The 9935-nt window shown below is 68.7% G+C and carries 9 protein-coding genes, 1 tRNA gene and 1 pseudogene; 2 read left to right on the plus strand and 9 right to left on the minus strand.

Features of this window, described 5'->3' with window-relative positions; genetic code table 11:
* Window positions 1-52: 52 nt before the first annotated feature.
* The gene (locus VN856_RS10970) at window positions 53-568 is read left to right on the plus strand and encodes an SRPBCC family protein (protein WP_325688860.1); all 516 of its coding nucleotides are present in this window, start codon (window positions 53-55) and stop codon (window positions 566-568) included.
* Here the strand turns inward: VN856_RS10970 and VN856_RS10975 are convergent.
* The 7 genes and pseudogenes from VN856_RS10975 to VN856_RS11005 form a co-directional block, all read right to left on the minus strand.
* Window positions 565-3453 (minus strand): PGRS repeat-containing protein, encoded by a 2889-nt coding sequence (locus tag VN856_RS10975; protein WP_325688862.1) that lies wholly within the window; start codon window positions 3451-3453, stop codon window positions 565-567. The two genes, VN856_RS10970 and VN856_RS10975, sit on opposite strands and share 4 nt — an antisense overlap.
* A 171-nt stretch (window positions 3454-3624) precedes the next feature.
* Window positions 3625-3870, minus strand: a pseudogene (locus VN856_RS10980) (helix-turn-helix domain-containing protein); the annotation flags it as partial.
* Between the two features lie 122 nt (window positions 3871-3992).
* A tRNA-Ala gene (locus VN856_RS10985) sits at window positions 3993-4065 on the minus strand.
* A 46-nt stretch (window positions 4066-4111) separates the two neighbouring features.
* A complete protein-coding gene (gene glpR, locus VN856_RS10990) occupies window positions 4112-5113 on the minus strand; it encodes a gephyrin-like molybdotransferase receptor GlpR (protein WP_325688866.1) in 1002 nt (333 codons plus the stop codon).
* Between the two features lie 165 nt (window positions 5114-5278).
* Window positions 5279-5932, minus strand: a complete 654-nt coding sequence (locus VN856_RS10995; RefSeq protein ID WP_325688868.1) for a GNAT family protein — start codon at window positions 5930-5932, stop codon at window positions 5279-5281.
* Between the two features lie 21 nt (window positions 5933-5953).
* Window positions 5954-7270, minus strand: coding sequence for a gephyrin-like molybdotransferase Glp (gene glp / locus VN856_RS11000; protein WP_325688870.1), 1317 nt, complete (start codon window positions 7268-7270; stop codon window positions 5954-5956).
* 73 nt (window positions 7271-7343) lie between these two features.
* On the minus strand, window positions 7344-8252 hold the full coding sequence (locus tag VN856_RS11005; protein ID WP_325688872.1) for a UTP--glucose-1-phosphate uridylyltransferase: 909 nt from the start codon (window positions 8250-8252) through the stop codon (window positions 7344-7346).
* 24 nt (window positions 8253-8276) lie between these two features.
* Between VN856_RS11005 and VN856_RS11010 the strand changes: the two genes are divergently transcribed.
* Window positions 8277-8867, plus strand: a complete 591-nt coding sequence (locus VN856_RS11010) for a 5-formyltetrahydrofolate cyclo-ligase (RefSeq protein WP_325688874.1) — start codon at window positions 8277-8279, stop codon at window positions 8865-8867.
* Here VN856_RS11010 and VN856_RS11015 read toward each other — a convergent pair.
* Both VN856_RS11015 and VN856_RS11020 read right to left on the minus strand, forming a co-directional pair.
* Window positions 8864-9568 carry an HNH endonuclease family protein gene (locus VN856_RS11015; protein ID WP_325688876.1) on the minus strand — a complete coding sequence of 235 codons (705 nt, stop codon included), beginning with the start codon at window positions 9566-9568 and terminating at the stop codon, window positions 8864-8866. The two genes, VN856_RS11010 and VN856_RS11015, sit on opposite strands and share 4 nt — an antisense overlap.
* Window positions 9569-9672: 104 nt before the next feature.
* Window positions 9673-9935: hypothetical protein (locus VN856_RS11020; protein ID WP_325688878.1), on the minus strand; the 263-nt coding region annotated here is incomplete at its 5' end.

Raw genomic sequence — 9935 nt, forward strand, 5'->3', positions numbered from 1 at the left:
CCTGGCCGGTGGGTTGACGATCGAAACCCCAACATCAGTCGGAGGCCTTTGAATGGCGCGGATCCTGACCGTCTCAGACACCGTAGACATCGACATGGGCGCAGACGAGCTCTACTCGTTGATCAGTGACCCCACGCGGATGCCGGATTGGAGTCCGGAGAACCGCGGAGCAACAGTGTTGAATCCCGCGGAAGACGGGGCGGCTTTCGTCGGTATGAGGTTCGAAGGTCGCAATAAGCGAGGCCGGGCCGCGTGGACTACTCGTTGCACCGTCACCGCTGCCGACCCCGGGCGGCGCTTTGCCTTCAGGGTCCACACGATTGGTGTGAAGAAGCCTCGTGTGCGTGCGGCGAACGCATCGTGGGAGTACCGATTCCAGCCGACAGCCTCCGGCAAGACCAAGGTCACCGAAACGTGGAGCGACGACAGGACGTCGTGGCCTGATCCGCTGGTCGCGGTCTTTGACCGGGTCGTTACCTCGGGCAAATCGTTTCCAGAGTTCCAGCGAATCAACATCCGCAAGACCTTGGACGCGCTCAAACGCGTCGCGGAAGGCGCACCGAGCTAGCCGGGCCGACCGGTTTGACCGGTGGCGCCGTCGGCGACCGGACCGGTTCCGCCAATGCCGCCTGGGCCGCCGGCACCGCCGGAGCCGCCAATCACCCCGGCAGGAGCACCGTTTCCGCCGTTTCCGCCGTCGCCGCCGTGTCCACCTGTGGTGAGTGTGCTGCTGTGCACCGTTGCCGCGTTGCCGCCTGCGCCGCCGATGCCGCCTGCGGCGCCGTTTCCGAAGGTGAAGCTCTGGCCACCGTTGCCGGCTGTTCCGCCGTTTCCGCCGTCGTTGCCGGCTGTGACGTCGCTGTCGGTCACAGTTCCAGACGTGCCGCCAGCGCCGCCGTCACCGCCGGCCCCTCCGGTGCCAAAGTTGACACCGCCGCCGGCGCCGCCGGCGCCACCGGCACCACCGACGTCGCCGGTCGTCAGGGTGCTGTCGGTGACGGTCCCAGCTGACCCACCGCCACCACCAGCGCCACCGGCTCCGCCTTGGTAGGCCTCGATGCCGGCACCACCAGCGCCGCCGTCACCGCCGGCGCCGCCGCTATCACCCGTGCCCACGATGCTGTCGGTGATGATTCCACCAGTTCCACCGGACCCGCCGCTGCCGCCGTCGCCGCCAATGCCGAAGACGTAGGCGCTGCTGCCACTGCCGCCGGCACCGCCCGCACCACCGACGTCGCCGGTGGTGACGGTGCTCGATTGACTCACGGCCCCGCCGTCACCTCCGGCCCCGCCGGCCCCGCCGGCCCCGCCGTCGCCAGCGACCGCCCCGCCCTCGCGGCCGTCCCCGCCCGCTCCACCGGCGCCGCCATGGTCGCCGACGGAGACGGTGCTCGATTGATTCACGGCCCCGCCGTCGCCGCCGTCGCCACCGGCTCCCCCGGCCCCACCGTCGCCGAGATACCCGGCCGCCGCGCCATCGCTGCCCGCGCCGCCGGTACCGCCGTTGTCGCCGATGCCTACCGTGCTGGCGATGACGTCGCCGCTGTTGCCACCGTCGCCGCCTGCCCCGCCGGCACCCCCACTGCTACTGGAAAGCCCGGCGGCTCCGCCCCCTCCGCCCGCTCCGCCGTTATCGCCCGTGCCGACGGTGCTGTCGGTCACCGTCCCGCTGGTACCGCCGTCGCCGCCGACACCACCATCACCAGCGAGGCCATCGGCGTTGTTACCACCGGCACCGCCGGCTCCGCCGGTCCCGCCGTCATCGCCGGTGGTGAGGGTGCTGTCGGTGACCGCACCGCTGTCACCGCCTGCCCCGCCGCCACCTCCGCCGGCCGCGGCACTGGCATATGCCGCCTGCCCGCCGACCCCGCCGTTACCGCCGGTGCCGCCGTCGTCGCCGGCAGAGACGGTGCTGTCGGTGACCGCACCACCGTCACCACCTGCCCCGCCGTTGCCTGCGCTGCCGCCATCGCCAACGAAGCCGCCGATCGCCCCGTTGCCGCCGGTCCCGCCGTCGCCGCCGACGTCGCCGGTGTAGGTGATGTCGGAGCGGTTGGTGACGGCCCCGGCGGCTCCACCGGTACCGCCCTGTCCGCCGCTGCCGCCGGTGCCGATCGTCCCGCCAGAGCCGCCGGCACCACCGTCGCCGCCGGTGCCGCCGGCGTCGCCCGAGCCGACGATGCTGTTGCTGACCGCTCCCGCGTCGCCGCCGCCGCCGCCGTTACCTCCGTCGCCGCCGGGACCGATCAGCGTGTCAAGACTGGCGGCGCCTCCGGCCCCACCCGCCCCGCCGGTGTCGCCTGAGTAGAGGGTGCTGTCGGTCACCGTCCCGGCGTCACCGCCGCTGCCGCCGAGACCGCCGCTGCCGCCGCTGCCGATGCCGTTGCCTATGCCCCCATCGCCACCCCGCCCGCCGGCACCGCCGATGTCACCGGAGTAGACGGTGCTGCCGCCGCTGACCGCACCACCGTCACCACCAGCGCCGCCGGCCCCTCCGTCTCCGGCATCGCCGAGGACCCCAGCAGCCCTGCCGCCGGCGCCCCCCGCTCCGCCTGCCCCACCGTTGTCGCCCGAGTTGATGGTCCCGCCGCTGACAGCACCACCGTCACCACCAGCGCCGCCAGCGCCGCCATTACCGCCGTCGCCGGCCGCCACGCCGCCGTGACCGCCCGCTCCGCCGGCACCTCCCGCTCCGCCGTTATCGCCGGCAAGGGTCGCGTCGGCGCCATCCCCGCCCGCACCGCCCGCTCCGCCATTGCCGACCAATCCGGCGTCGCCGCCGTCTCCGCCGGCGCCGTCGTTGATCCCAACGCCGCCATCGCCGCCGTTACCGAAAAGTCCCGCGTCCCCGCCTGCACCACCCTGACCCGCCGCGTCGGTGGCGCCGCTACCGCCGTCACCGAAGAGCAGGCCACCGTTACCACCGGTGGCTTCGGCCAACGTGCCGCCACCAATTCCGTTGGCGCCGTTGCCGATCAGATATTCACCGAAATCTTTATTGATCGTGTTGTCGATGGATTCGCCTAGGGGGCTGTTGATCCAGTTCTGCTCATCGGTATGAATGGCCTGCAAGAACGCCGCGTCGAACCCCGCTGCGGGATCCGACGATGCTGCAGCGCCCTCAGCCGCGCCGGTAGCCGTACCAATACCGGCGACCGAATCTGTTGGCAGCGTTAACCATTGATCGAGCGCGCTACCGCCTAGGCCACCGAGATCCACGCTCGCAGCGGAGTCGAGACTTGCCAACACGTCCACACCTGTCACGGCGTTGATGATCGGGTCGACGATGACATCCAGGCCGTCAGCATGAGCCGCGGGGATGGCGGCAAGCGGACCGATGGTGAAAGTAAGAGCAGCGCCGGCACTGCTGCCCCAGCCGATCACACGACGCCGGCATTCCACCATCCAATGTGACGGCCTCGTGCGGTTCGCGCAGTGGCGTTGAACAGCCATCTTCGAACCTCCCCAACGAGGCTTTCCATCTCCGGTTTCGTCAAGCTAGCCCGTGAGTGGTCCCGGCGGGGCGAAACAAGCGTCGAAGTTTGTTGGGTGCCCCGTCCCGGCGTCGGGGAGTCCTGGCGGCGTGGGGGCCATGCCCCTCGCCCTGTCCCGCGTGCGAACCGATCAGCTCGCTTCCTCGGCCAAGACCCGATAAACCGTTGCGCGACTTACGCCCAACGCGGCGGCGATGGTCGAGGCGGATTCGCCAGTGGCGTGCATCCGCTGCGCCAGAGCAGCTTTCGAAGTATCCAATGCCTTCGGGCGTCCGATTGCTTGACCGCGTGCCCGACGTGCTTCGCGGGCTGCGGTGCGACGCTCGCGGCCCAACTCCAACTCAAGTTCGGCCAAGCTCGCCAGAACGCCGGCCACGACGAAGACCTCGACGCGGTTGCGGACCGTCTGAACATGGCGATCCAAGTTACTGCGGACGCTCTGCGGACGGCGGCACGTCGTTAACGGGCCAAAAAACGCCCTGACCTGTTCAAACTCTGTGGAGCTAAGGGGAATCGAACCCCTGACCTTCTCGATGCGAACGAGACGCGCTACCAACTGCGCTATAGCCCCTGACCGGTAGATCAGGCTACCAGTCGCGGCTTGCCTCGCCGAACTGCTACTGGCCCACCGCGCGCGGCAAGACCCTGTCCCAGTCGTAACGCTGGTCGGCGTAGGGCGCGTAGTCGAGATGCTCGAAGATCGGGTCTTCGTCGTCGATCTCCAGCACCACGGCGCCGGGCCGTCGCAACCGGGACGGGACAACGTCGTATTCGCGGTCGTAGGTGTTCTCCACACCGAGCTGCGAGCGTGCCATCCGCTGCATCCGGCGGCGTTGCACCCGCTCCTCGATCCGGGTCTGCCTGCGCAGGTAGCCCAGGTAGAGCACGGTCGCCGCGGACACGGTGCCGACGAACCACCACGCCGTGGACGTCAGCAGGAAGGCCGTCGCCGCCGAGAGGACCAATGTCAGCGCCATGACCATCAGTACCCGCTTGCGAGCGGCGTATTTGCGGGCGGCGGCCGCGGCGGCCTTGTCCGCGTCATAGCGATACCGCCGGTCGAACGCCGGAGTGGCGGTCCTCAGCGGCTCCGCGCCGATCGATATGCCTGACGTGTCGTCGATGTATTCGTACTGATCGGCGTCGTCATCGAACGCTTCGCCCTCGTCGTCGTACTCGACTTCGAGATTGACCTCGGTGTCCGTTTCCGCCACGGTCTCTTCGTGGACTTCAGCGCTTGCGCTCACCGGCAACACTTCGGGGTCGGGGTCGACCGCATCGAAGTCGAGATGGTCGGGAGCTGTCTCCTCGACCGCAGCCGCTGAAACCGTCACGACACGCGACGGCGAGGCGTCCTCGGTCTCGTCGTCGACGTCGTCAAGGTCGTCGTCGTATTCGTCTTCCTCGGGTTGCCAGTCGGGGTCGCTGCGATGACCTGCCGCCGGGCCACCGCGCTTGATCAGCCGGGCGGCCCTGGCGCTGTTGAGGACGCGGGTCGCCAACGCCACGTCGCTGGTGCGCCGCACTGCGTCGCGCTTGCTGACCAGCATGGGGACCAGCACGAACAGCCAGAGCACTACGAGCGATATCCACAACAACGACTGCGGGATGCTTGGCATAGCGACCCGCTCCTTTCCCGCAAGACTTAACCGGTGGCCGGCGCTACCGGCCGAGGCACGCTCAGATCAATTACACATCTGTAATTTACCTCTGACAAGCATCATTAGTCACAAAAGTCACGTTGGTAACACGACACGCCGCGCAATTCGGTCGGACTACTGGGACTACGCCCAGCCGGCGTGCCCGTCGCGCACCAGGGCCGACGTCACCGTCCCGTAGACCTCCTCGACCGTCAGGCCGACCAGGAGGTGATCGCGCCAGCCGCCGTCAACCTGGAGGTAGCGGCGCAGCAACCCCTCCTCGCGAAACCCGACCTTTGCCAGCACTGCCCGACTGGCCGCATTCTCCGGCCGGACGGTGGCTTCCACGCGATGCAACCTGACCGGGCCGAAGCAGTGATCTAGACCCAGCGCCAAGGCTCCGGTGGCGACGCCGCCGCCGGTCACCGAACTGGAGACCCAGTAGCCGATCCAGGCCGAGCGCAACGCGCCATGCGTGACGTTCCCGACCGTCAGCTGCCCGCAGAACTCGCCGTTCAGCTCGATCACATACGGCAGCATCCGGCCATTGCGCGCCTCCGCGCGCAAGCTCGAGCACACCGCCGGCCACGTCGAAACCGAGTGTCGCGCAGTCCAATCAGCTTCGGTACTGGGTTCCCACGGCTCCAGATGCTGCCGATCAGCCAGCCTCGCGCGACTCCATTTCGAGGCGTCGCGCAGGCGCACCGGGCGCAGCCGGATCGTGCCGGCGGCGACCCGCAACGGTCCGACCGAAGTCGGCCAGCCGGGGTGCTGGGAGCTGGAGCTGAACAGGTTCACGAGCCGATGCCACCAGGCCTTTCAGCCGCGCTGAGCGAGAAACGCGACTTCGACCACCTCGCCGGTGCGGATCTGCTCTGCATCGCGCGGAATCATGACCAGACAGTTCGCCTCAGCCAGCGTCGCCAGCAGGTGCGACGAGGCGCCCGGCGCCCCACCCAACGCCTGCACCAGATACTCGCCGGTGTCCTGATCGCGCATCAACTGTCCGCGCAGGAACCCTTTGCGGCCGGCGATCGAGGTGATCGGCGACAGCGTGCGAGCCTGCACGACCCGGCGCATCGGCTGTCGCTTCCCCAAGGACAACCGGATCAGCGGCCGGACCATCACTTCGAACACCACCAGCGCGCTGACCGGGTTGGCGGGCAGCAGAAAAGTCGGCACACCGTCGCGGCCCAACTGCCCGAAGCCCTGCACGGAGCCGGGATGCATGGCGACGCGGGTGACTTCCATTTCGCCGAGCTTGGCGAGCACCGACCGCACGGCCTCGGCCGCCGCGCCGCCGACCGCGCCGGCGATCACTACGATCTCGGCCCGATTGACCTGTCCCTCAACGACTTCGCCGAGTTCTCGCGGGTCGCTGCTGACGATGCCGACCCGGTTCACCTCCGCGCCCGCGTCGCGCGCGGCGGCCGCCAACGCGTAGGAGTTGACGTCGTAGACCTGTCCGTTGCCGGGCGTGCGCGAGATGTCGACCAGCTCGCCGCCCACCGCGAGCACCGATACCCGCGGGCGCGGATGCACCAGCACCCGGTCGCGGCCCACCGCCGCCAACAGCCCGACCTGGGCGGCGCCGATGATCGTCCCGGCCCGCACGGCAACGTCGCCGGGCTGCACGTCGTCACCGGTGCGTCGCACATAGGCACCGGACCGCACCCCGCGCAGCACCCGTACCCTCGACTGCCCGCCGTCAGTCCAGCGCAACGGCAACACCGCGTCGGCCAGCGTCGGCAGCGGCGCCCCGGTCTGCACGCGCGCGGCCTGCCCCGGCTGCAGCCTGCTTGGCGTCCGCGCGCCGGCCTGGACAGTGCCCATCACCGGCAGCGTCACCCCGCCGCTCGGCGAGGATCCCTCGGTCGCGCTCACCGACCGCAGCTCGTCGTCGGCCTGATCGTCGCCTTGGTCTTCGGACGGATCGCCCTGCCCGACGCCGAGCACGTCGACACTGCGAACCGCGTAGCCATCGATAGCGGCCTGGTCGAATCCGGGGAGCGGGTGCTCGGTGACGACTTCTTCGGCACACAACAGGCCTTGCGCTTCGGCGATCGCGACCCGCACCGGCCTCGGCGCCACCGCGGCGGCCGTTACCCGGGCTTGTTGCTCCTCCACCGAACGCACAGCGCGCCTTTCTGCCGTCACCCGCGTCAACACCAGGCCGACGCTGGCCGGGCCGGAAAGTGACGACTAACCGCTAGCGTTCGGCCAGACCCAAGCGAGTCACCAGCCACCGCCGCAGTTCTGGCCCGTAGTCGTCACGGTCCAAGGCAAAGTCAACCGCAGCCTTCAGGTAGCCGCCGGGATTTCCCAAGTCGTGTCGGGAGCCGCGGTGAACCACGACGTGCACCGGGTGTCCCTCTTTGATCAGCAATGCGATCGCGTCGGTGAGCTGCATTTCGCCGCCGACTCCCCGCTGAATGCGATGCAGCGCGTCGAAGATGGCGCGGTCCAGGACGTAACGGCCGGCCGCCGCGTACAACGACGGCGCGTCCGCCTGGTTCGGCTTTTCCACCATGCCGTTGACCTTCAGCACGTCTGTGTCGGCTCCGGGCACCGGCTCGACGTCGAAAACGCCGTAGGCGCTTATCTCTTCGGGCGTCACCTCGATCGCGCACAACACCGTGCCACCGAACTCCGCGCGTACCTTCGACATCGTCTCCAGCACGCCGGTCGGCAGCACCAGGTCGTCGGGCAGCAGGACCGAGACCGCGTCTTCGTCGGCCTCCAGCACCGGCTCCACGCAGCTGATCGCGTGCCCGAGGCCGAGCGGCTCGGCCTGCACCACCGACTCGACTTTGATCAGCGCCGGTGCGCGACGGACCTTGGCCAGCATGGCCTCCTTGCCCCGCGCCTCGAGCGTGCCTTCGAGCACCAAGTCTTCGACGAAGTGCGCGACGACGCCGTCCTTGCCTTCGGAGGTGATGATGACCAGCCGTTCGGCGCCGGCCTCGGCGGCTTCGGCCGCCACCAGCTCGATGCCGGGAGTGTCGACGACGGGCAGCAGTTCCTTGGGCACGGTCTTGGTCGCAGGCAGAAAACGGGTGCCCAAACCGGCCGCGGGCACGATCGCCGTGCGGGGAACCGAAACCTGTAAGCGGGACATCGTTGAAACCATATCGTTGACCTTGTGCCGACCGTGGGCAAGCCCGCATTGCGAGAACGGCTGCTAGCAGCCCGTCGTTCGATTTCCGACGACGTCCACGCGCAGGAGGCCCGATCGTTGGCTGCCCATATCGATGCCTTGACGATCAACGGCGGCCGCACGGTATGCGCCTACGTCCCGGTCGGGGCCGAGCCGGGATCCATCGAGATGCTGGATGTGCTGTTGCGGCAAGCCGACCGGGTGCTGCTGCCCGTCACCCGTACCACCGGCGACGGCTCCGCGATGGCACTGCTGTGGGGTGAATACCAGCCCGGACAGCTGGCGACGGCGAGGTTCGGCCTGCTCGAACCCGCGGGGCCGTGGTTACCGGCGACCACCCTGGCCGAGGCGAGCGTGCTGTTTGTTCCGGCGCTGGCCGTCGACCGCACCGGCGCCAGGCTGGGCCGGGGCCGAGGTTTCTACGACCGCACGCTGGTCCTCCGGAATCCCGACGCGCCCCTGATCGCCGTGGTCCGCGACGACGAGCTGCTGGACGAGGTGCCGCACGAGCCGCACGACGTGCCGATGACGCATGCCCTGACCCCTGGGCACGGCCTGGTCGAACTCACCGCTTAGCAGTCCCGCAGCACGTCGCGCATCGCGTCTTTCTCTTTGCCCGACACCCACAGCTGGTAGTCGGTCTTCACCTCGACCTGGCGGGCGACGAACGCACACCGGAACGCCGCATTCGGCGGCAACCACGACGCGGCATCACGAAAAGCCTTGTCGAAGTTGACCTGACCGGCCACGGCCAACAAATTGCGGGGGTCGTTGGCGAAGTCACGCCGGCGCTGGTCGTCCCACAACCGTGCGCCCTTGTACCAGGCGTCGGCCAGCGCAACCACGTGGTCGATCTGCACGGCCGAGGAGCTGTCTGGTCCGCGGACGAAGTCGATGGTCGCCCCGGTGTACGGGTCGTGCAACACGCCGCTTTGCGCGAAGCAGGTGCCGGGCCGCACCTGCAGATCGGCCAGGTCGCGGCGCAGGATGTCGTCGCGGGTGTTGCAGCCGTTGTGACCGAACTCGACGTTGACGTCGTCACTCCACGCCTCACCGAACCGGAAGCGCTGGAAGTCGCTGACCCGGTCCCAGCCGTGGACGGGCAGCGCCTCCATCTGACCGCGGGCGATGTCGTAGCTCGGCGTCGCCGTCCGCGACGGTCCGGGCTCGGGTTGTTGCCGTGCTTCATCGCGCAGGTAGAGCCAGCCGACACCAACCGCAACAGCGACCACAATTGCGAGCGCCAACCCATCCCGGTACCGGCTGTAGGTTCGCACGCGTCGTGTCATATCGCACTTTCTTGAACTGCGATGACATTAAGCGTCGACGCGGGGGCCGGTAGCGCGACACCCACTTTTGAGTTATTGCGGCGCCGCGGTAACTAAGCGGTTGCTGCGAATAGCACTTTAGTTTGCTCGAGTCGGTATTGGGTGCGGGCCAGCTTGCCGGACTTCATCTTTTTGCGCCAGGCCGGGAAGTTGTCGCCGTACTGCTGATGCTCGGCCCCGGCGGCCTCGTAGACGACATAGCCGCCCTTGAGAATGCTGAATGGAGCTTTGAGCTTGCCCAACTTGTCGTACTGCGCGGTCGCGTGATCGGAGAGCGGGTCGAACCATGCCGGCGTCACGAAGTTGGAAACCGACA

The organism is Mycobacterium sp. (assembly GCF_035603715.1).
In the GTDB taxonomy this organism is placed as follows: domain Bacteria; phylum Actinomycetota; class Actinomycetes; order Mycobacteriales; family Mycobacteriaceae; genus Mycobacterium.

Coding starts and splice junctions, on each gene's coding strand:
- VN856_RS10975 (WP_325688862.1), bottom strand. CDS start 3,453: ATGGCTGTTCAACGCCACTGCGCGAACCGCACGAGGCCGTCACATTGG.
- glpR (WP_325688866.1), bottom strand. CDS start 5,113: ATGCCAAGCATCCCGCAGTCGTTGTTGTGGATATCGCTCGTAGTGCTC.
- VN856_RS10970 (WP_325688860.1), top strand. CDS start 53: ATGGCGCGGATCCTGACCGTCTCAGACACCGTAGACATCGACATGGGC.
- VN856_RS11005 (WP_325688872.1), bottom strand. CDS start 8,252: ATGTCCCGCTTACAGGTTTCGGTTCCCCGCACGGCGATCGTGCCCGCG.